This window comes from Clavibacter phaseoli, from assembly GCF_021922925.1.
Lineage (GTDB): Bacteria > Actinomycetota > Actinomycetes > Actinomycetales > Microbacteriaceae > Clavibacter > Clavibacter phaseoli.
Window position 1 is genome coordinate 1,010,451 of sequence record NZ_CP040786.1, and the last position, 22,776, is coordinate 1,033,226.

Genomic DNA, 22,776 nt, shown 5'->3' on the forward strand with positions numbered 1-22,776 from the left:
GGCCCTACTGGTCCTTCGGGTCCTTGGGGTCCTTCGGCCGCCACGGCTCCTCGGGCCGGTCGTCCCCGCGCCCGCGCGGCCCGTCGCCCCGGCGGAGGTACCTCTCGAACTCCTGCGCGATCGCCTCGCCGCTCGCCTCGGGGGAGTCGACCGTGTCGCGGGCCTGCTCGAGCTGCTGGATGTAGGACGCCATGTCCTCGTCCTCGCCGGCGAGCTGGTCGATGCCCGCCTCCCACGTGGCCGCCTCCTCGACGAGCTCGCCGCGCGGGATCACCACGTCGACCATCTCCTCGAGCTTGTCGATGAGCGCGAGCGTGGCCTTGGGCGACGGCGCGCTGTGCACGTAGTGCGGCACGGAGGCCCAGAGCGAGACGGTGGGCATGCCCATCTCCTCGGCGCGCTGGGCGATGATGCTGAGGATCCCGACGGGCCCCTCGTACGTGCTCCGCTCGATGCCGAGCTCGGTGCGCACGGCCGCGTTCTCGCTCGTGGAGTAGACGGAGATGGGCCGCGTGTGCGGCACGTCGGCCAGCAGCGCGCCGAGCAGCACGACGCCCTCGACGCCGGCAGCGCGCGCCGCGTCGAGCACCTCGGCGGTGAACGCCGTCCAGTGCCTCGACGGCTCGACGCCGAGCAGGAGGTGGATGCTGCCGCCGTTGTCGCCGCTCACGCCGAGCTGCGCGTCGGCGGCGAGGTCCCGGTCGGGGCGGCGCGGGTCCTTCGGGCCGTAGAGCGTGGCGCCCGGCCACTCCAGCTCGCGGGTGCCGTCCTCCGCGAAGCCGATGGTGGGGCGGTTGAACTGGAAGTCGAAGTAGTCCTCGGGATCCACCGACGACACGGCCTCGAGGTCGAGCAGCTCCTTCAGCGCCCGGACCGCTCCGCTGGCGGCCTCGCCCGCGTCGTTCCAGCCCTCGAAGGCGACGACCAGCAGCCGTCCGCTCACGAACCTCTCGGCATCCGCCACGTGACTCCCGTTCCGTCTCGCCCCTGGCCGCCCGGCCGGCGGTCATCGTACGATCCTAGGACGCGGCGCCCCGCCGGTAGACTCGCTCCCCGTGATCAGCAACAGACCCGCGGCCGTCCTCTGGGACATGGACGGCACCATCGTGGACACGGAGCCCTACTGGATGGTGGCTGAGGAGGCCCTGGTCGGCTCCTTCGGCGGCACGTGGACCCACGAGGACGGGCTCCGGCTCGTCGGCAACGGGCTGCCCGACTCGGCGCGGATCCTCCAGGGGGCGGGCGTCGACCTGCCGGTCCAGGAGATCATCGACCGCCTGAGCGACCGCGTGATGGAGCAGATCCTCGTCGAGGTGCCGTGGCGCCCGGGCGCCCGGGAGCTCCTCCGCGGGATCCGCGAGGCCGGCATCCCCACCGCGCTCGTCACCATGAGCATCGGCCGCATGGCGCGCCAGGTCGCCGACGCCGTGCCGTTCGACGCGTTCGACCACGTCGTCGCCGGCGACGACGTCGCCCGCAGCAAGCCGCACCCCGAGGCGTACCTCCGGGCCGCCGAGCTCCTCGGCGTCGACATCCGCGACTGCGTCGCCATCGAGGACTCCGCGCCCGGCGTCGCCTCCGCCGCCGCATCGGGTGCCACCGTCATCGCCGTCCCGCACCACGTGCCGCTCCCCGAGGACGCCGCCTACGTGCTCTGGGACACGCTCGCCGGCCGCGCGCTCGCCGACGTCGAGGCCGCCCACGCCGACCGGCGGGCCGCGGCCCCGATCCGCGACGAGGTGCGCGCATGACCGTCGACGCCGCCGCCGCGCGCTTCAGCGGCCCGTTCCGCGCGGGCGACCGCGTGCAGCTCACCGGTCCCAAGGGCCGGCTCAACACGATCCTCCTCGAGCCCGGCAAGGTGTTCCACACCCATCGCGGCATGATCGACCACGACGACCTCATCGGCCTGCCCGACGGCAGCGTCGTGAAGAACAGCGCGGGCATCGAGTGCCTCGCGCTCCGGCCGCTGCTCTCGGACGTCGTCATGTCGATGCCCCGCGGCGCCGCGATCATCTACCCGAAGGACGCCGCGCAGATCCTCGGCCTCGCGGACGTGTTCCCCGGCGCCACCGTCGTGGAGGCGGGCGTCGGATCCGGCGCCCTCTCCATGTGGCTGCTGCGGGCCCTCGGCCCGACCGGCACGCTCCTCTCCTTCGAGCGCCGCGAGGAGTTCGCGGACGTCGCCCGCGGCAACGTCTCGAGCTACTTCGGCCACAGCCCGGAGAACTGGTCCATCACGCTGGGCGACCTGGCGGAGGCCCTGCCGACGGTCACCGAGCCGCACTCCGTCGACCGCGTCGTGCTCGACATGCTCGCGCCGTGGGAGTGCGTGGACGCCGTGGCCGAGGCGCTCACGCCCGGCGGCGTCCTGCTCTGCTACGTCGCCACCGTCACGCAGCTGTCGCGCGTCGCCGAGGCGCTCCGCGACTCGGGGCTCTTCACGAACCCCGACGCGAGCGAGACCATGATCCGCGGCTGGCACGTGGAGGGCCTCGCCGTCCGCCCCGAGCACCGCATGATCGGGCACACGGGCTTCCTCATCACGGCCCGGCGCCTCGCTCCGAGATCCGTCCTGCCCCAGCTCAAGCGCCGCGCGTCGAAGTCCGACTTCAGCGACGAGGACATGGAGGCCTGGACCCCCGGATCGCTCGGGGAGCGCCGCGTGAGCGACAAGGTCCTGCGCAAGCGGGTCCGCATCGCGGAGCACGGCGCCGAGCTCGCGGGCGCCCGGGACCAGGCCGAGGCGGGCGACGGGGCCGTCCCCGACGACGCGGCCCGTGCGCCGGAGCCCAGCGACCCCACCGCCTAGGATGACAGGGCCGATCACGCGGGTGCGTGCCGGCCGCCCCCACCACCGAAAGAGGAGTCACGTGCGCCGTTCCGCCGCGCTCACCGTCTGCGCAGGACTCGTCCTGACGCTCGCCGCCTGCAGCCCGTCCGGCTCCGGATCCGGTGCGGCGGCGGGCTGCACGCCCCTCGCCCAGGCCGGCACGTCGTCGAGCACGGTCACCGCCACGGGCGACGTCGGCAGCGCGCCCGCCTCCGTCACGTTCCCCACGCCGCTCAAGCCGTCGGGCGTCGAGGTCTCCACCCTCGTCGAGGGCGACGGGGACCCGGTGCAGCCGCGCCAGGGCATCACGGCCGCCGCCTCCATCGTCGACGGCAAGACGGGGGAGTCCCTCGCGGACTACGCCCGCATCGCGCCGAACGCGCGCACCACCGGCTCGCCGCTGTTCACCCCGGAGTCCCTGCACGAGTCCCTCCCGTACCTCGAGGAGGCGATGACGTGCATGCCCGTCGGCTCGCGTCTCGCCGTCGCGGTCCCCGTCTCCACGGTCTTCCCCGGCCAGGACCTCTCGGCCCAGGGCCTCGCGGCCACCGACGGCCTCGTCCTCATCGTCGACATCACGTCGTCCGTCCCGGAGAAGGCCACGGGCGAGCCGCGCCCCGCCCAGGCCGGCTTCCCGTCGGTCGTCACGACGGACGACGGAATCCCCGGCATCACGATCCCGCCGAGCACGCCGCCCACCGAGTACCGCGACGCGCTGCTGCGCGCGGGCGACGGCGCCGAGGTCGGCGACGGCGACACCGTCACGCTGCAGTACACCGGCGTCATCTGGGGCACGAGCACGTCGGCCGAGAGGCAGGCCGTGTTCGGATCCAGCTGGACCGGCGGCGGCCCCCTCCAGGTGCCCGCCACCGCCACCACGACCGCGCCGTCGACGGGGGCGACCTCGTCGCTCGTCGTCACGCCGGGCCTCGCGAAGGCGCTCGTCGGCAAGCACGTCGGCGACCAGGTCATCGCGGTCGTCCCCCCGGCCGACGGATTCGGCGACCAGGGCTCCGCCAAGGTGCCGGCCGGGTCCACGCTCGTCTACGTCGTGGATATCCTCGGGACCAGCACCACCAAGTAACGACGCATCGCCACCGGCCGGGGGCTGCACCGACGTGAGGACCACCGCGTGCCCGAGACATCCCGCCGCCCGACCGTGCCGGTCGAGGAGCGCCTGTTCAGCCTCGTGCTGGCGCTGCTCGCCACCGAGCAGGGCCTGACCAAGAACGAGGTCCTCTCCAGCGTCCAGGGGTACCGCCAGCGGTACCGCTCCGGCGGGGACAACGCCAACCTGGAGCGCCAGTTCGAGCGCGACAAGGACGACATCCGCGACCTCGGCGTGCCGCTGGAGACCGTGGAGGCGCCGGGCCAGGAGGGCAACAACCAGCTCCTGCGCTACCGGATCCCGCGCGGCGCCTACGAGCTCCCCGCCGACCTGTCGTTCACCCCGGAGGAGACGACGCTCCTCAACCTCGCGGCCATGGTGTGGCGCGAGGGGTCGCTGTCGGGGGAGTCGCGCCGCGCCCTCATCAAGCTGCGCTCGCTCGGCGTGGAGTCGGACGATCCGGTCATCGGCTACGCGCCCCGGCTGCGCACGCGCGAGGCGGCCTTCGCGCCGCTGGGCGTCGCGCTGGAGCGGCACGTGCTCGTCTCCTTCGGCTACCTCAAGCCGGGGGAGCGGACGGCCAGGATCCGCACGGTCGCCCCCCTCGCGCTCGTCCAGCACCAGGGCCGCTGGCACCTGCACGGCATCGACCAGGACGCCGACGGGCCGCGCACGTTCCTCCTGTCCCGGATCGTCGACCGCGTGCGCGTGACGAGCCGCGGCTTCGTCCCCGAGGGGGAGGACCACGCCGAGCGCGCCCTCGCCGACCTCGACCGCGTGTGGGCGAACGGCGTCGGCGAGGTGGCGGTGGCCCCCGGATCCGACGCGGAGATCCGCCTGCGCCGCCGCCGCGGCACGGAGGACCTCGGCGACGGGCGCCTCCGGGTGCACTACTCGGACACCAACCTGTTCGCCGACGAGGTCGCGGGCTTCGGCCCGGAGGCCCGGGTGATCGCGCCGCCGCGGCTGCGCGACGCCGTGCGCGCCCGGCTCGCCGAGACCGTCGCCGCCCACCGGGAGGACGCATCATGACCGACCGCGCCGCGCCGCTCCAGGCGCAGGACAAGCTGGCCTTCCTGCTGGCCCTCGTGCCGTACCTCACCGACCACGGTCGCGTCAGCGTCAGCCAGGCGGCCGCGCACTTCCGGGTGCCGCCCGAGCAGATCCGGCAGGCCGTGCGCCTCATCGCGGTCTCGGGCGTCCCGGGCTCCACGGCCTCCTACCAGCACGGCGACCTGTTCGACATCGCCTGGGACGACTTCGAGGACAACGACCAGATCGTCATCACGCACATGGTCGCCATCGACGACTCGCCGCGCTTCTCCGCGCGGGAGGCGGCCGCGCTCATCGCCGGGCTCCAGTACGTCTCCTCGCAGGCCGACGCCAGCGACCTCGACCTCGTCGGCCAGCTCATGGCGAAGCTGGCGCGCGGATCCTCGGCGAGCCCCAGCCAGGTCGCGGTCGCGGCCGGCGGGGGCGACGGCACCCGCGACGACCTCCGCCGCGCCATCGCGGACGAGCGGCGCGTCGAGTTCGACTACCGGAGCCCGCGCGGCGGCACGGAGCGCCGCGTCGTGGATCCGCTGCGCCTGGAGTCGATGGACGAGGACTGGTACCTGCGCGGCTGGGATCTGGCCCGCGGCGCCGTCCGTACGTTCCGCCTCGACCGCCTCGACGAGCTCGTCGTCACCGACCTGCCGCCCGAGCACCGCCCGCAGGACGTCGTTCTCGGCGACACCCTGTTCGAGCCGAGCGCCGACGACCTGCGCGTGACGCTCGAGGTCCAGGAGTCGGCGCTGCCCCTCCTCGGCGACTTCGTCGGGGACGAGCGGCCGGAGCCCGTCGCCGGTCGACCCGGCCGCGTCGCCGTCACGGTGCGCGTGGCCCACTACCAGGGCCTCATGCGCCTAGTCGCGGGCATGGCGGGCGTCGTGGTCGTCACGTCGCCGCCGGAGGCGCGGGCGGCGGTGGCCGACTGGGCCGCGCGCGCCGCGGCCGCCTACGACGACGCGGACTGAGCCGCGGCACCGAGCGGCACGGGGCCGGGCTCCGAAGAGACGGCATCGGGAGGACGCCGTCCGGACCAGTGGTCCGCGCAGGGGAACTCCGGGTGAACCGCAATGCCGCGCAGGGTGTCCTGGCGGGTCCCGACGGTAGACTCGTCGCGGATCCCGACAACGACTGTCCGGCCCCCCGACCTGAAGGAACGTGAACCACATGCTCGGAAACCTGACCGGATGGCACCTCGTCATCATCCTCGTCGTCATCGTGCTGCTCTTCGGTTCCACGAAGCTGCCCGCGCTCGCCAAGAGCGTCGGCCAGTCCATGCGCATCTTCAAGGGCGAGGTGAAGACCATGAAGGAGGAGAGCGGCCCCGACCGCCGCGACGACCTCCGCGACGAGGACCGCCGCCGCGACGACGACCGCTACCGCGCGGACGACCGCGACCGTCCCCGCGACTCCGCCCCGCGCGACTACGTGCGCCCCGGCGAGTCCCGCGTCGACGAGCCCCGCTACGACGCCCCGCGCTACGACTCCCCGCGCGACGGCGGGGACTCCCGCCCCAGCGCCTGATCCGTGAGCACCACCGAGCGTCCCCGCCAGAAGAAGCGCGACGCGGAGGGGCGCATGTCCCTCGTCCAGCACCTGCTGGAGCTCAAGAAGCGCCTGTTCATCGCGGGCGTGGCCATCGTCCTGGCGATGGTCGTGGGCTGGTTCCTGTCGTCGTTCGTCCTCGAGGCGCTGCGCCAGCCCATCGAGACGATCAACGCGGAGCAGGGGCGGAACGCCAGCCTCAACTTCCCGACCATCACGTCGGCATTCGACCTGCGCCTGCAGATCGCGCTCTACGTGGGCCTCATCATCTCCAGCCCCGTCTGGCTCTACCAGGTGTTCGCGTTCCTGGTCCCGGGCCTCACGAAGACGGAGCGCCGCTACACGTTCGGCTTCTTCTTCTCCGCCGTGCCGCTGTTCCTGGCGGGATGCGCGGCCGGGTGGTTCGTGCTGCCGCACATCGTCGCGCTGCTCACGCAGTTCGCGGGCGCGGGCGACTCGTCCTTCATCACGGCCCGCGAGTACTTCGACTTCGTGCTGAAGCTCGTCTTCGCGGTGGGCATCGCGTTCGTCCTGCCGGTGTTCCTCGTGCTGTTCAACTTCATGGGGATCCTCAGCGGCCAGACGATCATCAGGTCCTGGCGCATCGCCATCCTGCTGATCATCCTGTTCTGCGCCATCGCGACCCCGGCCGCCGACGTCATGTCGATGTTCCTGCTGGCGGTCCCGATGACCGTGCTCTACCTGGTGGCCGCGGGCATCTCCCTGCTCAACGACCGCCGGCGCGCGCGCAAGGCCGCGGCGATGACGGACGACCTGCTGTCCTGACCCCCGGCGACCACGACGCCCGTCCCGCGAGGGGCGGGCGTCGTCGCGTCCGCGCCCGGCCGGCGCCCGGATCCGGAGCCTAGGATGGCGGCATCGTGACAGACCAGCTCTCGCCCGCGGAACGCTACGCGGCCTCCCGCAGCCGTCGCAGCCTCCCGCTCCTCGAGTCCTTCGCGAGCGGCCTGCGCTTCGACCTCGACCCGTTCCAGCGCGCCGCCGCGGAGTCGCTGGAGAACGGCCGCAGCGTGCTCGTCGCGGCGCCGACGGGTGCCGGCAAGACGGTCGTCGCCGAGTTCGCCGTCTACCTCGCGATGCAGCGGCCGAGCGCGAAGATCTTCTACACGGCGCCGATGAAGGCGCTGAGCAACCAGAAGTACGCCGAGCTCGTGGCCGAGTACGGCCCCGACGAGGTGGGCCTGCTCACGGGCGACACCAACGTCAACAGCCGCGCGCGCATCGTCGTCATGACGACCGAGGTGCTGCGCAACATGCTCTACGCCGACTCCGACCTGCTCCGCGACCTCGCGTTCGTGATCATGGACGAGGTGCACTACCTGGCCGACCGCTTCCGCGGCGCCGTGTGGGAGGAGGTCATCATCCACCTCCCGCAGACCGTGCGGATGATCTCGCTGAGCGCCACCGTCTCGAATGCCGAGGAGTTCGGCGACTGGCTGCAGGCGGTGCGCGGCGAGACGGACGTCATCGTCTCCGAGGAGCGGCCCGTGCCCCTCGAGCAGCACGTGATCGTGCGGCACCGCATGGTCGACCTCTTCGACTCGTCGGGCCTCGCCGCGACGCACCGCGTCAACCCCGAGCTGGTGCGCATGACGCACGGCGGCGGGCGCGAGGCCGTGCGCGTGCGCGGCGGCCAGGGGCACTCGCGGGGTCGCGCGGGTGCGGGCGGCGGATCCGGCCGCAAGGCGCCCGGCCCGTGGGACCGCGGCCGCATGGACCGTCCCGAGGTGGTCGCCCTCCTCGAGGAGCGGAACCTGCTCCCGGCCATCTTCTTCATCTTCAGCCGCGCGGGCTGCGACGCCGCCGTCAAGCAGGTGCTGCGCGCGGGCGTCCGGCTCACGCACGCGCACGAGCGCGACGAGATCCGCGCCGTCGTGGAGGAGCGCTGCCGCACCCTCCGCGACGAGGACCTCGCCGTCCTCGGCTACTGGGAGTGGCTCGAGGGCCTGGAGCGCGGCGTCGCGGCGCACCACGCGGGCATGCTGCCGGCGTTCAAGGAGGTCGTCGAGGAGCTGTTCCAGCGGAAGCTCGTCAAGGCCGTCTTCGCGACGGAGACCCTCGCGCTCGGCATCAACATGCCCGCGCGCACGGTCGTGCTCGAGCAGCTCGAGAAGTTCAACGGCGAGGCGCGCGTGCCGCTCACGCCGGGGGAGTACACGCAGCTGACGGGACGCGCCGGCCGCCGCGGCATCGACGTCGAGGGCCACGCGGTCATCCAGTGGAAGGACGGGCTGGATCCGCAGGCCGTCGCCTCGCTCGCCTCCCGCCGCACGTACCCGCTCAACTCCAGCTTCCGGCCCACCTACAACATGGCCGTGAACCTCATCGACCAGTTCGGGCGCGAGCGCACGCGCGAGGTGCTCGAGTCGTCGTTCGCGCAGTTCCAGGCCGACCGCGCCGTGGTGGACCTCGCCCGCAAGGTGCGCACGCAGGAGGAGTCGCTCGCCGGCTACGAGAAGGCGATGGTCTGCCACCTCGGCGACTTCCGCGAGTACTCCGGCCTCCGCCGCGAGCTCAGCGACCTCGAGCGCGCGACCGCCGCCCGCGCCGACATGCAGCAGCCCGGCCAGCACGGCGAGCGGGACAAGCGCCAGCGACAGCTCACGGACCTCCGCCGCCGGATGAAGGCGCACCCCTGCCACGCGTGCAAGGACCGCGAGTCGCACGCGCGCTGGGCGGAGCGCTGGTGGCGCCTCAAGCGGCAGACGGACGCGCTCGGGCAGCAGATCCGCACCCGCACCAACGCGGTGGCCAAGGTCTTCGACCGCGTCACGGAGCTGCTGCTGTCGCTCGGCTACCTCAAGCGCGCCGCCGACGGGCAGGTCGCGCCGACGCCCAACGGCCGGATGCTCAAGCGCATCTACGGCGATCGCGACCTCCTCGTCGCCGAGTGCCTCCGCACGCAGGTCTGGGTGGACCTGGATCCCGCCGCCCTCGCCGCCATGGCCGCCTCGCTCGTGTACCAGCCCCGTCGCGACGAGGGCGACCGCAACGACCGCAACCTCCCGCGCGGTCCGTTCCGCGCGGCGCTCGAGCGCACGGAGGAGATCTGGTCGCGCCTCGACGACGTCGAGCGCGAGCGCCGTCTGCCGACCACCGACCCGCTGTCCACCGGGCTGTGCGCCCCGATGCACCGCTGGGCGCGCGGCGGCAGCCTCGACGCCGTGCTCGACGAGGCCGACCTCGCCGCCGGCGACTTCGTGCGCTGGACGAAGCAGACGATCGACCTGCTCGACCAGCTCTCGATCGTGGCCGACGGCCCCGTCTCCCGGAACGCCCGCACGGCGCTCGACAGCATCCGGCGCGGCATCGTCGCGTACTCGTCGGTGTGACCGCGCTCGCCCGCGCTCCCCGACGGGAGCGCCCGCTCTTCGCGCCGCCGCTCGCCCTCACGCACGCCGAGCCGGCCAGCCCGCCGCTGCCGCTGTGGGGCGCGCTCCTGGCGGCCGCGGCGTCCGGGCCCGTGATGGACGCCGCGTACCCGGACCGCGGGCTGTGGCCTCTCGTCTTCTCGGGGATCGCCCTCGTGCTGCTCGCCCTGCGGGGCCGGCGCGCCGGGCCGGCGTTCCTCGTCGGGCTCGTGGCCGGGCTCGCGTTCTACCTCACCCACATCGAGTGGGCGTCGCTGTACCTCGGGCCGGTACCGTGGATCGCACTGTCGGCCCTGGAGTCGCTGTTCGTCGCCACCGGGGCGGTCGCCATCGCGACGGCGACGCGCTGGATCCCGCGCGCGTTCCCCACGGTCGCCGGCCGCGTCATCCTCCTCCCGGTCGCGGTCGCGGGGCTCTGGACCGCGCGCGAGGCGATCTCGGCGGTGTGGCCCTACGGCGGCTTCGCATGGGGACGCGTGTCGCTGTCGCAGTCGGAGAGCCCGTTCGCGCACCTGGTGACCTGGCTCGGCCTCTCCGGCCTGTCCTTCGTGCTCGTCCTCCTCGTCGCGCTGCTGCTCGAGCTCGCCGCGGAGGAGCGCGTGCGGCGGTCCTCCCGGGCGCTCGTCGCGGGGATCGGGGTCGCCCTCGTGCTCGTCGTGCCCGCGTTCCCCGTCACGACCACGGGGACGACCCGCGTCGCGGCGGTCCAGGGCAACGCCAAGGCCGGGTACTTCGACGGCGCGCGCTACGGCGACATCCTCCGCGCGCACCTGGCCGCCACCGCGGAGATCCCCGCGGACGCCGGCGTCGACATGGTGGTGTGGCCCGAGAACGCGGCCGACGCGGATCCGCTGCGGGATCCCGGCTCGGCCGCCGCCCTCGACCGCGTGGTCGCGCGACTCGGCGCCCCGCTCGTCGTGGGCACGGTGACCGAGCGCGACGGCCGCTACTACAACGAGTCGCTCGTGTGGACCGGGGGAGGGGCGACCGACCACTACGACAAGAAGCACCCCGTGCCCTTCGGCGAGTACGTGCCCGACCGCGCGTTCTGGGAGCCGTTCGCACCCGACCTCATCGGCCTCATCCAGCGCGAGTACACGCCGGGCACGACCGACCAGGTGATGGACGTCGCGGGGGTGACCGCGGGCATCGCGATCTGCTTCGACATCGTCGACGACCAGCTGACGACCGACATGGTGCACGAGGGTGCGGACATCATCCTCGCCCAGTCGAACAACGCCGACTTCGGCCGCACCGACGAGAGCGTGCAGCAGCTCGCGATCGCCCGGATGCGCGCCCTCGAGACGGGCCGCAGCGTCGTCAACATCTCGACCGTCGGCACTAGCGCGATCGTCGGGCCCGACGGCCGCGACATCGACCGGCTGCCCTGGTTCACGGCAGGATCGATGGTGGTCGACGTGCCGACCGCCGACGTCGTGACACCGGCGATCCTCGTGGGCCGCGACATCGAGTGGCTCGTGTCGGGTCTCGGCCTCGGGGCCCTGGCCGTCGCCGGCCTCGCGCTCGGCCGCCGCGGCCGTCGCGCCGCGCGCTGACCGGGCGGCGGCCGCACGCAGAGGAGCACCCCCGGCCATGCCGGGGGTGCTCCTGGTGGGTTCGCGAGCGGAGGGGTCGGGTCAGGCGCCGATGCGGTGCTGACCGCGCCGCGCGCGGAGGGTGGCGAGGCGCTCCTCGAGGAGCTCCTCCAGCTCGGCGCGCGTCCGGCGCTCGAGCAGCATGTCCCAGTGGCTCCGGGGGACCTTCGCCTCGACCTCGTCGTGGGCGACGGGGGCGCCCTCGGCGTCGAGGAGGCGACCCTCCAAGCCGCTCTTCGGCGATTCCCAGACCTCGGGGACCTCGGCGTCGGCCGAGAACACGACCTCGAAGGTGGTCCCGTCGGTCGTGCGGTACGTCTTCCTCTGCCGGGGGGAGAAGCTGACGCCCTCCTCGCTCTGCAGGCTCGTGGACCCGAGCCGCATCCCGCGCAAGCTGCGATCTGCCATGGTGGTCTCCTCTCGCGATGCACTCCCCGTTGTAAACCGCGCGGCTGTGAGGATCCTTTCTCAGGACGACCGGTTCCCAGGCGAATCCCAGTCCCTGGTGCCGAGGGCGGCGAGCGCGAGGTCGGGGCGGTCGGTCACGACGCCGTGCACCCCGGCCCGCACCAGGCGGACCATCTCGTCCGGGTCGTCCACGGTCCAGACGTGGACCTCGCGGACGGCGCGCGCGAGCCGGCCGATCATCGCGGGGGAGACCATGCGGATCCCGAGCACCCGCCGGGGCATCTGCACGGCGTCGACGCCGCGGAGGGCCCGGCGCACCACCGGTGCGAGACCCAGCCGCGCGCCGAGGATCGCGAGCACCAGGCGTCCGGCGTCGGCGGAGGTCGCCGCGCCGGGGAGGAGGGCCAGCGCGCGTCGGCGCCGGGAGCCCGAGAACGACGTGACGAGCACGCGGTCGACGGAGTCGGCGGCGCGGATCGCCCGGGCGGCGGCGGCCGGGGCGTCCCGGCCCTTCACGTCGATGTTCAGCCGGGCGTCGGGCAGGGCCGCCAGCAGCTCCGCGAGCGTCGCGACGCGCGCGCCGGATCCGAGGTCGATCGCGCGCAGGTCGGCAAGGGTCGCGTCCCGGACGCGACCCCGGCGGCCCGTGAGGCGGCGGAGGTCGTCGTCGTGCCAGAGCACGCACACGCCGTCGGATGTGACGTGCACGTCCGTCTCGAGGTGCGTCACGCCGAGCTCCCACGCCGCGCGGAAGGCCTCGAGGGTGTTCTCCACCGCGCCGGATCCGGTCCACCCGCGATGCGCGAGGACGCGGGGCACGCCGCCGGAGAACCAGGCGCCGGACGTCACGCGGGCGGGACGCGGTCGTCGTGCGCGGGCGGCGGGTCGAGCGAGCCGTCGTCGTCCGCGACCTCGCCCTCGACCGGGAGCGCGCGCAGCAGCGCCGGGCGCGCGGCACCGAGCAGGGCGGCCGCGGCGACGACGGCGACGAGCGCCTGCAGCCACCAGGGAGCGCCCACGAGTCCCACCAGCAGGCCCGTCAGCGCCGCGACGCCGCCGCAGAGGCCGACCAGGTCGAGCCGGCGCATCTCCGCGACGACCGCCGCGACGATCAGCGCGAGCCAGGCGATCCACGCGTCGTCGTCGAGGAGGACCGTCACCCGCTGCTCCCTCGCTCCGTGGACCGGATGCCCCGAACCTAGCCCACCGCCCGGACGCCGGGCGATAGGCTCTCCTGGCCGTCAGCGTGGTGTCCCGCCCGCGCGGCCCGTCCCGCCCGTCCCTCGCCGGACGGCCCGTCGCGCGCATCCGGCGCGCACCCCTGGAGGAGTACCGCTGTGAGCACCGTCGACGAGATCCGCCCCTTCGCCCCCGACGAGCTCCGCGGCCGCCGCGCGCTCGTCACCGGGTCCTCCCGCGGCATCGGCGCCGACACGGTCGCGTACCTCGCGGAGGCGGGCGCCGACGTCGTCGTCAACTACCGCAACAAGGCCGCGCGCGCCGAGAAGCTCGTCGCGAAGCTCGTCGAGGGCGGCACGAAGGCCATCGCCGTCGGCGCCGACCTCACGGATCCGGGCTCCGTCGACCGGCTGATGGAGACCGTCCGCGCCGAGCTCGGCGGCCTCGACGTCCTCGTGCTCAACGCGTCCGGAGGCATGGAGAGCGGCATGGCCGAGGACTACGCCATGACGCTCAACCGCGACGCCCAGCTGAACGTGCTCCGGAGCGCGCTCCCGCTCCTGTCCGAGGGCGGCCGGGTCGTCTTCGTCACGAGCCACCAGGCCCACTTCATCCGCACCACCGAGACGATGCCCGAGTACGAGGCCGTCGCCCGCAGCAAGCGCGCGGGGGAGGACGCCCTGCGCGAGCTCATCCCCGAGCTCGACTCCCGCGGCATCGGCTTCGTCGTCGTCTCCGGCGACATGATCGAGGGCACCATCACGGCCACGCTCCTCAGCCGCATGAACCCCGAGGCCATCCAGGAGCGCAAGGAGGCGTCCGGCGGCCTCTACAACGTCTCGCAATTCGCGGCCGAGGTCGCGCGCGCCGTCGTCGACCCGATCCCCGCGGAGCACCTGCGCCTCGTCGGCGACACGAGCAGCTTCCGGCCCGAGTGACCCGGGGCCGGGCGACGACCCGGGGCTAGGCTCGATCCGATGAAGACCACGGATCTCGACCTCCTCACCTCCGTCTCCCGCCCCGCCGTCTCGCCCGACGGCCGCCTGGCCGTCGTCTCCGTGACGCGCCCGCGGGTGCATGCCGACGCGTACACCGGGCAGCTGTGGGAGGTGACGACGGTCGGATCCGCGCCCCCGCGCCGCATCACGCGCGGCTTCCGCGACACCTCGCCGCGGCTCTCGCCGGACGGCGCCGTCATCGCGTTCCTCCGCGCCGAGCCGAAGGGGCCGCCGCAGCTGCACGTGGTCCGGACGACGGGCGGCGAGCCGGTCGCGCTGACGGACGAGCTGCTCGGCGTCGGCGCCTTCGACTGGTCGCCCGACGGCTCGCGCATCGTCTACGCCGCGCGCGTCGCCGAGCCCGGTCGCTACGGGAGCGTCGAGGGCGTGTCGCCCGCGGCCGAGCCCGCTCGCCGGATCACCACCACCAAGTACCTCGCGAACGGCCTGGGCTGGTCCACCGACCGGCACACGCAGCTCTCCCTCGTCGACCTGCCCGAGCTGGACGCGGAGCCCTTCGTGGCCGCCGTCCCGTCGGGCTACCCCGATGCCGCGGATCCCGCCGTGCGCGGCGACGGAGCCGGCGCCACGCCGTCGGCCGCCGAGCGCGCGGGCGTCCCGCCGGTCGTCCGACTCACCGACGAGCCCGTCGACCACGACGCGCCGCGCTTCTCCGCCGACGGATCCGAGGTCCTGTTCGTCGCGTCGCGCCACGACGGCCGCGATGACGACCTGCTGTCCGGCGCCTACGCCGTGGCCGTGCCCGCCCGCGGCGGCGCGGCTTCCGGCGTGCCGGAGGTCCGCACGGTCGTCCCGCACGAGGCCGGGCTCGGCATCGCGGAGGTCGCCTCCGTCGACGGAGGCCGGATCTACCTGCTCGCGCAGGACCTGGGGGAGAGGGGCGTCGACTTCGTCGCCCGCAACACCGCCCTCTACGTCCTCGACGCCGACGACGCCGCGCCGCGCGTCCTCACGGACGCCGAGACCGTCGACCTCGGCGGCAGCGGCATCACGGTGGAGGACCGCGACGCCGTCCTCGTGCTCAACGGATCGCGCGGCACGGTACAGCTGCTCCGCGTCACCGCGGATGGCGCCGTCGAGGCGCTCGTCGACGACCAGGTCGAGGTCACCGCGGTCGGCGTCGGGGGAGGGGCCGTCGTGGTCGCCCTCACCGACCCGCGCACGCACGGCGACCTCGCGCTCGTCCGCGCCGACCGCCCCGCCGACGGCGGATCCGCGCTCGTCCCGCTCACCGACTTCTCCGCGCCGCTGCGGGAGTCGGGGATCCGCCCGCTGCACGAGCTCGTCGTCGAGGGCCGCGACGGGTACCCGGTGCACGGCTGGGTCGTCCTGCCCGAGGGGGAGGGGCCGCACCCGGTCCTGCTCGTGATCCACGGCGGGCCGTACGCCGCCTACGGCGTGCACCTCTTCGACGAGGCGCAGGTCTACGCCGACGCCGGATACGCGGTCCTCCTGTGCAACCCGCGCGGCGCCGCCGGGTACGGCCAGGCGCACGGACGGGTCATCAAGGAGCGCATGGGCACCGTCGACATGCACGACGTGCTCGACTTCCTCGACGGCGCGATCGCGGTGCACGAGTCCATCGACGGATCCCGCGCCGGCATCATGGGCGGCTCCTACGGCGGCTACCTCACCGCCTGGACCATCGCGCACGAGCACCGCTTCCAGGGCGCGATCGTCGAGCGCGGCTTCCTCGACCCCGAGCTGTTCACCGGCACCTCCGACATCGGCACGTTCTTCGGCGAGGAGTACGCGGGTCACGACGAGGAGACGCGCCGCGCGCAGAGCCCGCAGGCGTTCGCGCACCAGGTGCGCACGCCGACGTTCGTCGTCCACTCCGAGGACGACCTGCGCTGCCCGCTGTCGCAGGCCGAGCGGTACCACCTGGCGCTCGTGCGCGCGGGCGTCGAGACCGAGATGCTCGTGTTCCCCGGGGAGGACCACGAGCTCAGCCGGTCCGGTCGGCCGCGCCACCGCATGCAGCGCTTCGAGGCGATCCTCGACTGGTGGGACCGGCACCTGCCGGTCACCGGCGGCGCGCGGTGACCGACGGCGAGGTCGTGCGGCATGTCCGCGACACCGCGCGGATCCTGCTGGTCGACGAGCGCGACCGGCTGCTGCTCTTCCTCACGAACTACTCGGTGCACGTGGACCTGCCGCCGCGCTGGCTGACGCCCGGCGGCGGGATCGACCCGGGGGAGTCGCCCGCCGAGGCGGCCCGCCGGGAGCTCTTCGAGGAGACCGGCCTGCGCGTCGAGTCCGTCGGGGATCCCGTCTGGGAGCACGACTACGCGCGCCGCCGCATCGACGGCGACCTCGACACCGGGCACTCGACGTTCTACCTGGTGCGCGTGGACGCGTTCGCGCCCGTGTCGGACAACTGGATGCCGGACGAGTTCGACGACATCCACGCGCACCGCTGGTTCGGGCTCGACGAGCTGGCCGCGACGGAGGATCCGATCGAGCCGGCCGAGCTGGTGGAGGTCGCGCGCGAGGTGCTGTCGCGGAGGTCGTGACGCGGGTGCGTGCCGCCCCTCTCACGGTGATTCCGTCGCGCCGATAATGCACATTATGTCATGTAACGCTCACGGTACCGCTCTCCGCGTGCAGCGAGCGCTAGGTAGCGACACACGACGACAGCGGCAAGGGACGTCACATGCTGAGCAGCCCGGACCCGTTGCTCCGCCGCGAGCCCGTGCGCGACACGACATCGAGCTCATGATGGCCGTCGCGAGGAACGCCGACGGCGCCACGCGAGGCCTGCAACCCCTTTCGTGGCAGATCGGAGCGGACGACTTGGTGCACTTCATCGCATCCGCCGACGCCCACGCCCACGGATGCCGACGGCCGGGAGATCACGGATCCCTCGTGGGGCGGGCTCGGGCTCAGTAGATGGCGACGTAGTTGACGCTGATCGTCTGAGGGACGTAGCCGAGCCCCTCGAACAGCTCGAGGCCGATGTCGTCGCCGTCGGTCGCGACGTCGAGGACGCTCCGATCCACGCCCGCGTCCTTCGATGAGCGCAGGTGCCGCGCGAGCAGGGCGCGTCCGACACCGCGGTGACGTGAATCGGGGACGACGCCGATGACCCACACGTAGCCGCTCGGGGCCGGAGGATCATCCGCTCCGTGCTCGGTGAGGAGCGTCAGGAGGAGTCCGACGACGCGATCCGCTTCATCGAGGGCGAGAGCCGAGAGTCCGTGGGCGAACGTCTGGAGCGACGTCATGGAGTCCCATTGCTCGTCGCTCATGGGCTGGCTGCTGCCGTGTCCGCGGAACGCCGCGTCCCGGGCGGCGTGCGCCGCGGCGGAGTGCTCGGCACCGTATCCCACGATCCGGATCCCGTCGGGCGTCGCGACGTGCGCGAGAGGTGCGGTCGTCGTGCGGGCGAGGTTCCGGATCCACCTGTTCGGCGCGAATCCCGCGTGCCGGAGCGTGGAGGCGGCACCCGAGGCGCGCTCGTCGGCGGAGACGACGACCCACCCGGGCAGGGTGCTCTCGGACTCAGCGAGCTGCTGGAGGGCTCTCGCATGCTGCCAGGCGAGGAGGGTACGGCCGATGCCCTCTCCGCGTCGGGTCGGAGCCACGCCGCCGGTGAGGATGGATCGCACCAGGGTCTCCTGCGTCGGAGGCTGGATCACGAGTCCCCACGAGACGATCTCGCCGTCTTCCGTCACGGCGGCGAGCGAATCGGACGCGAGGTCCACGTAGCTGTGGCCGAGCTCCTCGAGGATGTCCTCTCGAGTGTCGACCCAGTCGGGATGGTCGGCCTCGGCGATCCTCTCCTCGATCTGCACGAGCGCGTCGATGTCGCCGAGGAGGACGGGCCTCCAATGGATGCCAGCCCCCGGTGCGGGAGCGACCGATTCGGGACGGTCGATGCGTTGGGAGCGTGGGAGGACGCTCATGTCGAGAAAGCTACCTCCCCCGCGTCACGCGCTTCCCCGCACGACGACCAGCTCGGTGAACCGGATAGGTCACGGGAGGCCGTGGCGGGAGACGTGGGCACCCGCCCTCGTGGCGAGCCGACCCAGCGATGTCATGAGCCTCCTCCGAGACCGTCTGCTCGGGCGTGGCGTCACGCGCTGGGCTCCCCTCTGGCAGCAGGGCTGCACGACGGACGGCTCCCGTCAGGGGAGGCGGCCGGGAGGCGGCCCTCTCCGATGCGCCCCGAGTCGCTTCGATGTGACCTCTTGGCGCAGTGGTCGCCGAGGCCGTTCCAGAAGCGACCCGTCCCGCCGAGAGTCGTCGCGATGAACGACCGGGGAACAACGGGCAGAGGGCTTCCGCCGCCGCCTCGTCACCGTGACGCTCGGCGTGTGACAGACATCCCCGGCTCCCCCAGTCCTGGCCCGGAGCAGCCGACACCCTGGCAACGCGCCGCACCATCCACCGGGGTTCCTCGCTGGCTGAGCCCCGCCGTGTCGGCTCTGGCCGTCGTCGTGCTCGGGAGCCATGTCTTCTACGTCATCGGTCTCGCGGCCTCGGGTGTCACGTCGACCGATGGAAAGCTGGCCTACGGCGTCCCGGGAGGTGACGTCGCGTCGTTCCTGCCGCCAGGGCTCTCGGACCTCTTCGCCTTCGTATCGCTATGGGCGGTGCTCCTCGGCCCCTTCCACCTGGCGACGATCATCGTCGTCGCAGCTTGGCTGGCATGGAGTTCGTGGTGGCGCCGGTCGATCGTGGATGCCTTCGCCATCGGGGCGCTGGTCGCCGCCGGCGCTCTGATCGTCCTCCTGGCCTTCTGGGGAGATGAACTGATGGTGTGGATCTGGGACTGACATGCCCGCCTGCTCACGTGCGCTGCGCGCGCATCGCGCTCTGCGACATCACCCCATGGCCGCCGTCGCCTGTCCCGATCGGGGATCCCCCGGTGCAGCTGCGCGACCAGGCGGCCCTACGCTGGATCGACCTCAGAGGAGACGGGACCGGATGACGGAGCACGCATCGCTGCACGACGACAGGTGGGCGAAGGTCGCGATCTTCACGGGCGCCGTCGCGCTCGGCGTGTACGCCGTGCTCTGGTGCGTGATGTGGATCCCGTCCTACATCGACGGGACCGGTCTGCTGATCCTCTACCCGCTGTTCCTCGTCGCCTGGATTCCCATCGAGCTCCTGGCGCTCCTCAGCATGGTGTGCGCGATCATCGCCCTGGCGAAGCGTCAAGGCCGGACGGCCGGCACCATCGGGATCCTGGTCGCCGACGTGGTGTTCGTCGTCGTCTCGCTGCCGACGCTCTGGTTCGGCGAGTTCCCGTGGTACGTCTTCATCCCCGGATCAGCGTGACGAGCACGATGTGACCGCATCCAAACGGCCGCCCCTCGGGACCGGCCTCGGACTCGGTGCGGTCGTGTGCCTCGCGGCGCTCGCCGCCTGACCGGCACCGGGCGGCGCCATCACCCTGGACCGCTGCTCGACGGCCAGCACGCGCGCGCCCGCTGACGTCGGGGCTCAGGTCGACGTGCCCTGACGGCGGGCCGCGCCTCGTGGGCGATGCGCGGCCCGGGGACGCTCCGTCACTTCCCCGCCAGGAACTCCGCGAGGCTGGTGGGCCGCCGACCGAGGATCCGCTCGACGTCGCCGCTCACGTGCCCCATCTCGCCGGCGGCCATGGCCGTGTATGTGCTGATCCAGGCGTCGAGCTGCCACTCGGGCGCGCCCCAGACGGCGCGCGACGCGCGCGCCTCCTCGAGGGTCTCGTCCCGGTACGAGACCGCGCGGCCCTCCGCGGCCGCGACCGTAGCGGCGATCTCCCCCATCGTCAGCGCCTCCGGCCCGGTCAGCTCGTAGGCGGCGCCCGCGTGGGGCTCCGGGTGCGGGAGGATCGTCGCGGCCACCTCGGCGACGTCGGCGCGCGTGACGGCGGCCACCCGGCCCTCGCCGGCGGGGCCGCGGATCACGCCGTCCTCCCCCACGAGCTGGCTGACGAAGTCGATGTAGAACGCGTCGCGCAGGAAGGTCCACGTCATGCCGGACGCGCGGATCCGCTCCTCGGTCGCGTGGTGGTCGCGCGCGAGCGTGAAGGTCGCGTCGGGCGCCGCGCTCTGGAAGGACGTGTAGACCACGTGGCGGACGCCCGCCTCTGCCGCCGCGTCGACGAAGGCGACGTGCTGCGCGAGCCGGTGCTGGTCCTCGGCGGCCGACACCATGAGCAGCGTCGTCACGCCGGCGAGCGCCGCGATCGAGGCCTCGTGATCGCCGTACGCCACCTCGTGCACGGCGGCGCCGGGCAGCCGGGGCGCGCGCGCGGGCGAGCGCGCGAGGAGGCGCTGCGGGAGCCCGGCGTCGGCGAGGCGGCGGGCCACCGCTCCCCCGACGGCGCCCGTGACGCCGGTGACGCCGATGACGCCGATCGAGCTGGTCTGCGTGGTCATGGTGGTCTCCCCTCCGCGCGGCGGGTGCCGCGGATGCGTGCGGGATCCGTGCGCCGCGCGATCTTCCGACACTATCCCGGCGCGCGACGCGGCCCCCGCCTCGCGAGGGGACGGGGGCCGCGCCGTGCCGAGCGTCAGCGCATCACGAGCCGGCGCGCGTCACGATCACGTCGAAGTCGCTCGTCCGGACGTTGCCGGCGCGGTCCTTCGCGGTGCAGGTGACCGTGGTGGTGCCGACGGGGAAGATCCCGCTGCGGGGCGGCGCGCACACGACGCGCACGTTCCCGTCGCGCGTGTCGATCGCCGACGGCAGAGCGTAGGGCACGCGCACGCCCGTGGCCTTCGTCGCGACCGCGGTGATGTCGTCCACGTCGGCGATGCGCGGCGCCGAGAGGTCCGCCGGTCGCGCAGGCAGCCGCTTCGCGTCGACGATGCCCCAGTAGGCGGGAGCCGCCTGCAGGTCGTCGTCGAACGGCAGCGGCTGCTCCCACGGACGCGCGATCGGCCACGTGCGCAGCCAGCTGCGCGCGTTGCTGACGCCCCAGAAGGTGACCGAGTCGATGGACGCCGCCTGCTGGCGGATCATCTGGAACAGGTCGCGGTAGTAGTAGCCGACCTCGGCCGCCGCCTGCGCGTCGTCCGCGTAGACGGGCGTGTACGGATCCTGCGGCGCGCCGCTGACGTCCGCGCCCTCGTTCTGGTTCGACGCGTTCACGTCGAGCTCGGTGATCGCCTGCATCAGGCGCGGGTCGATGCGCTCCACCGCGCGGATCGAGTCGCGCAGCCACGAGACGGGCCGGGCGAAGTCGACGTGAGCCTGGTGGCCGACGCCGTCGATCGGCACGCCGCGGGCCACGAGCGCGGAGATCAGCTCGAGGTAGTCGGCGCGCTTGGTGGGCAGCTCGGTGTTGTAGTCGTTGATGAAGAGCTTCACCCCCGGGAAGTAGGCGCGGGCGAGGCGGAAGCCCTCGTCCACGAAGCCCTCCCCCAGCACCTGGTACCAGCGGCTGTCGCGCATGTCGTGCGCGTTGGCGTTGGGGCCGTCGTCGATGACCTCGTTGACGACGTCCATCGCCCAGATCGGGCTGCCCCCGTCGGGGTAGCGCGCGGCGATGTGGTCGGAGATGCCCTTCACGTGCGCCTCCATGCGCGCCGTCAGCAGCGCCTGGTCGGCGGGGCTGTCGGTGAGCGGGCGGTCGCCGTCGAGGAAGAACCACGCGGGCGTCTGCGAGTGCCAGAACAGCACGTGGTAGTAGACCTTCGTGCCCGTCCGGTCCGCGTAGTCGAGCAGCTGGTCGAGCTGCGTGAACGTGAACCGTCCCTCCTCCGGCTGGACGCTCTCGGGCTTGCCGGCGTTCTCCGGCGTGAACGCGTTGAACTGGCGGCTCACGAGATCCGCTCCGGCGCCGACGGTCTCGCGGCCGTCGACGGCGACGCCGACGTGCTCGATGCCGCGGGCGCCGAGGACGTCCTTCAGCGCCGGGATGTCGGTCTGCACGGGCGTGGACACGGCCTCGCCCAGCTGGAAGTCGTCGAGGAGGAAGTCGGCGCCGACCGTCCCCTCCACGTACACCTGCGCCCTGTCGACCGGGCCGCCGAGCGTGTAGGTGCCGCTGAGCTCCGTCCAGGCGTCGGCCGTCACGCGCGCGGCGGCTCCGGCCACCCCGTCGTAGCCGCTGCCGCCGCCGGTGTCGCGCTGCACGCTGACCTTGAGCGACGCGGGCTCCTCCCCCGCGGCGAGTCGCACCCAGACGGTGACCTCGACCTGCTGGCCGACGGCGAGGGCGCTCGTCACGTCGAGGGCGGCGCCGTGCCACTCCTGCGTGCGGTCGGTGACGAGCAGGCTGCCGGATCCGGTGTGCGCGATCGTGCTGGGCGCGATCGCGACGCCGTCGCCGCGCGGTGCCCAGGCGCCGGTGCCGGACTCGAAGTCGGAGCCGATCCCGGCGGGAGCGACGGCGTCGGCCGCCTGGGCGGCCGGCGCGGCGAGGGCACCAGCGCCCACGACGAGGCCGAGCGCGGTCGCCACGGCGATCCCCCGTCGGTGGAAGGGACGGGTGCCGACGGAGCGGCTGCGGACGGACCTGCTGCGGTCCGGGCGAGGAGGGCTGACGTCCGCGGACGCGGACGGGCTGGTGCGGGGAATGCTCATCGTCGAACACCTCTCATGTGGTCCGACGTCGGTGTCGGATGCTCGCACCGTAGGCACCCTCCCCTACGGGGGGCAAGGTATTCGAAAACCTTTGTTGTGCTCGACAACGAACGCGACGCGG

At 73.2% G+C, this 22,776-nt stretch carries 21 protein-coding genes; 14 read left to right on the plus strand and 7 right to left on the minus strand.

Annotation, left to right across the window (positions count from 1 at the left end; genetic code table 11):
- Positions 1 to 4 precede the first annotated feature (4 nt).
- The gene (locus FGI33_RS04720; protein ID WP_119433998.1) at positions 5 to 964 is read right to left on the minus strand and encodes a PAC2 family protein; all 960 of its coding nucleotides are present in this window, start codon (positions 962 to 964) and stop codon (positions 5 to 7) included.
- A 91-nt stretch (positions 965 to 1,055) separates the two neighbouring features.
- On the opposite strand from FGI33_RS04720, the gene FGI33_RS04725 reads away from it, so the two are divergent.
- The 9 genes from FGI33_RS04725 (at position 1,056) to lnt (ending at position 11,484) form a co-directional block, all read left to right on the plus strand.
- Positions 1,056 to 1,751 (plus strand): HAD family hydrolase, encoded by a 696-nt coding sequence (locus FGI33_RS04725; protein ID WP_119433999.1) that lies wholly within the window; start codon positions 1,056 to 1,058, stop codon positions 1,749 to 1,751.
- A complete protein-coding gene (locus FGI33_RS04730; protein WP_119434000.1) occupies positions 1,748 to 2,812 on the plus strand; it encodes a tRNA (adenine-N1)-methyltransferase in 1,065 nt (354 codons plus the stop codon). Before FGI33_RS04725 ends, FGI33_RS04730 begins: the two co-directional genes overlap by 4 nt.
- A gap of 61 nt (positions 2,813 to 2,873) precedes the next feature.
- Complete coding sequence (locus FGI33_RS04735; RefSeq protein WP_119434001.1) at positions 2,874 to 3,917, plus strand: FKBP-type peptidyl-prolyl cis-trans isomerase; 1,044 nt, start codon at positions 2,874 to 2,876, stop codon at positions 3,915 to 3,917.
- Between the two features lie 48 nt (positions 3,918 to 3,965).
- Positions 3,966 to 4,973, plus strand: coding sequence for a helix-turn-helix transcriptional regulator (locus FGI33_RS04740; RefSeq protein WP_119434002.1), 1,008 nt, complete (start codon positions 3,966 to 3,968; stop codon positions 4,971 to 4,973).
- A complete protein-coding gene (locus FGI33_RS04745; RefSeq protein ID WP_119434003.1) occupies positions 4,970 to 5,959 on the plus strand; it encodes a helix-turn-helix transcriptional regulator in 990 nt (329 codons plus the stop codon). The genes FGI33_RS04740 and FGI33_RS04745 overlap by 4 nt, the downstream gene beginning before the upstream one ends.
- 199 nt (positions 5,960 to 6,158) lie before the next feature.
- The gene (tatA, locus tag FGI33_RS04750; RefSeq protein ID WP_119403083.1) at positions 6,159 to 6,515 is read left to right on the plus strand and encodes a Sec-independent protein translocase subunit TatA; all 357 of its coding nucleotides are present in this window, start codon (positions 6,159 to 6,161) and stop codon (positions 6,513 to 6,515) included.
- 54 nt (positions 6,516 to 6,569) lie between these two features.
- A complete protein-coding gene (gene tatC / locus FGI33_RS04755) occupies positions 6,570 to 7,322 on the plus strand; it encodes a twin-arginine translocase subunit TatC (protein WP_119434004.1) in 753 nt (250 codons plus the stop codon).
- A gap of 95 nt (positions 7,323 to 7,417) precedes the next feature.
- Positions 7,418 to 9,889, plus strand: a complete 2,472-nt coding sequence (locus tag FGI33_RS04760) for a DEAD/DEAH box helicase (protein ID WP_237582331.1) — start codon at positions 7,418 to 7,420, stop codon at positions 9,887 to 9,889.
- Complete coding sequence (gene lnt, locus FGI33_RS04765) at positions 9,886 to 11,484, plus strand: apolipoprotein N-acyltransferase (protein WP_237582333.1); 1,599 nt, start codon at positions 9,886 to 9,888, stop codon at positions 11,482 to 11,484. Before FGI33_RS04760 ends, lnt begins: the two co-directional genes overlap by 4 nt.
- A gap of 81 nt (positions 11,485 to 11,565) precedes the next feature.
- Here lnt and FGI33_RS04770 read toward each other — a convergent pair whose 3' ends face one another.
- From FGI33_RS04770 to FGI33_RS04780, 3 genes are read right to left on the minus strand one after another with little or no spacing between them, the layout of a single operon-like run.
- Entirely contained in the window at positions 11,566 to 11,931 is a 366-nt protein-coding gene (locus FGI33_RS04770) for an RNA polymerase-binding protein RbpA (RefSeq protein WP_012038371.1), read from the minus strand.
- A gap of 60 nt (positions 11,932 to 11,991) precedes the next feature.
- Positions 11,992 to 12,780 (minus strand): glycerophosphodiester phosphodiesterase family protein, encoded by a 789-nt coding sequence (locus FGI33_RS04775; RefSeq protein WP_119435712.1) that lies wholly within the window; start codon positions 12,778 to 12,780, stop codon positions 11,992 to 11,994.
- A complete protein-coding gene (locus FGI33_RS04780) occupies positions 12,777 to 13,091 on the minus strand; it encodes an NfeD family protein (protein WP_237582334.1) in 315 nt (104 codons plus the stop codon). Before FGI33_RS04780 ends, FGI33_RS04775 begins: the two co-directional genes overlap by 4 nt.
- A 177-nt stretch (positions 13,092 to 13,268) precedes the next feature.
- On the opposite strand from FGI33_RS04780, the gene FGI33_RS04785 reads away from it, so the two are divergent.
- Genes FGI33_RS04785 through FGI33_RS04795 form a run of 3 tightly spaced genes read left to right on the plus strand, consistent with a single transcriptional unit; the run spans position 13,269 to position 16,645 of the window.
- The gene (locus tag FGI33_RS04785; RefSeq protein ID WP_119434503.1) at positions 13,269 to 14,048 is read left to right on the plus strand and encodes an SDR family oxidoreductase; all 780 of its coding nucleotides are present in this window, start codon (positions 13,269 to 13,271) and stop codon (positions 14,046 to 14,048) included.
- A 39-nt stretch (positions 14,049 to 14,087) separates the two neighbouring features.
- The gene (locus FGI33_RS04790) at positions 14,088 to 16,175 is read left to right on the plus strand and encodes a S9 family peptidase (RefSeq protein WP_119434504.1); all 2,088 of its coding nucleotides are present in this window, start codon (positions 14,088 to 14,090) and stop codon (positions 16,173 to 16,175) included.
- A complete protein-coding gene (locus FGI33_RS04795) occupies positions 16,172 to 16,645 on the plus strand; it encodes an NUDIX hydrolase (protein ID WP_119434505.1) in 474 nt (157 codons plus the stop codon). Before FGI33_RS04790 ends, FGI33_RS04795 begins: the two co-directional genes overlap by 4 nt.
- 369 nt (positions 16,646 to 17,014) lie before the next feature.
- Here FGI33_RS04795 and FGI33_RS04800 read toward each other — a convergent pair whose 3' ends face one another.
- Positions 17,015 to 18,037 carry a GNAT family N-acetyltransferase gene (locus FGI33_RS04800; RefSeq protein ID WP_119434506.1) on the minus strand — a complete coding sequence of 341 codons (1,023 nt, stop codon included), beginning with the start codon at positions 18,035 to 18,037 and terminating at the stop codon, positions 17,015 to 17,017.
- A 411-nt stretch (positions 18,038 to 18,448) separates the two neighbouring features.
- Between FGI33_RS04800 and FGI33_RS04805 the strand changes: the two genes are divergently transcribed.
- Both FGI33_RS04805 and FGI33_RS04810 read left to right on the plus strand, forming a co-directional pair.
- Positions 18,449 to 18,910 carry a hypothetical protein gene (locus FGI33_RS04805; RefSeq protein ID WP_147359356.1) on the plus strand — a complete coding sequence of 154 codons (462 nt, stop codon included), beginning with the start codon at positions 18,449 to 18,451 and terminating at the stop codon, positions 18,908 to 18,910.
- Between the two features lie 151 nt (positions 18,911 to 19,061).
- A complete protein-coding gene (locus FGI33_RS04810) occupies positions 19,062 to 19,415 on the plus strand; it encodes a hypothetical protein (RefSeq protein ID WP_119434508.1) in 354 nt (117 codons plus the stop codon).
- 230 nt (positions 19,416 to 19,645) lie between these two features.
- Here FGI33_RS04810 and FGI33_RS04815 read toward each other — a convergent pair whose 3' ends face one another.
- Positions 19,646 to 20,503 carry an SDR family oxidoreductase gene (locus FGI33_RS04815; RefSeq protein WP_237582335.1) on the minus strand — a complete coding sequence of 286 codons (858 nt, stop codon included), beginning with the start codon at positions 20,501 to 20,503 and terminating at the stop codon, positions 19,646 to 19,648.
- A 142-nt stretch (positions 20,504 to 20,645) separates the two neighbouring features.
- On the minus strand, positions 20,646 to 22,532 hold the full coding sequence (locus FGI33_RS04820; protein ID WP_237582336.1) for an endo-1,4-beta-xylanase: 1,887 nt from the start codon (positions 22,530 to 22,532) through the stop codon (positions 20,646 to 20,648).
- Between the last annotated feature and the right edge of the window lie 244 nt (positions 22,533 to 22,776).